General features: G+C 63.3%; 1 protein-coding gene. It reads left to right on the plus strand.

Translation table 11 applies throughout. The features are described 5' to 3' along the window. Positions 1-198: hypothetical protein (locus R5H29_RS02060; protein WP_332328655.1), on the plus strand; the 198-nt coding region annotated here is incomplete at its 5' end. Between the last annotated feature and the right edge of the window lie 126 nt (positions 199-324).

Consider the following 324-nt stretch of genomic DNA (forward strand, 5'->3'; position numbering starts at 1 on the left):
CACAGCCCGACCGCCTGGCGGCAGCGACGCTACGCGCAGAGTGTGGCTCGTCATATGCAGCGCCGGTTCGGCCAGGATATCTTTGCCGCGCCGACGATACCGGTCTCGGCAGGGGCCGGAACGGCCGGGGTCACCGGGACAAGTCAGCCGGTGGTCAGGGTGCATGGCTTCGGATTGATGCAGACGCCTTCCAGTTGAGCCCGGCGCAGCGCGAGACATCTCCCAATGTGGAGGAGATTAGCCTCACAATTTGATGATTAGCTGGCGATGTTCCTGAGTTTAGGCATATCGCTGTCCTTCTGCGCCAGCAGCAGGCCCGTCGCG

It is taken from the genome of Stenotrophomonas sp. A3_2, from assembly GCF_036624925.1.
In the GTDB taxonomy this organism is placed as follows: domain Bacteria; phylum Pseudomonadota; class Gammaproteobacteria; order Xanthomonadales; family Xanthomonadaceae; genus Stenotrophomonas; species Stenotrophomonas hibiscicola.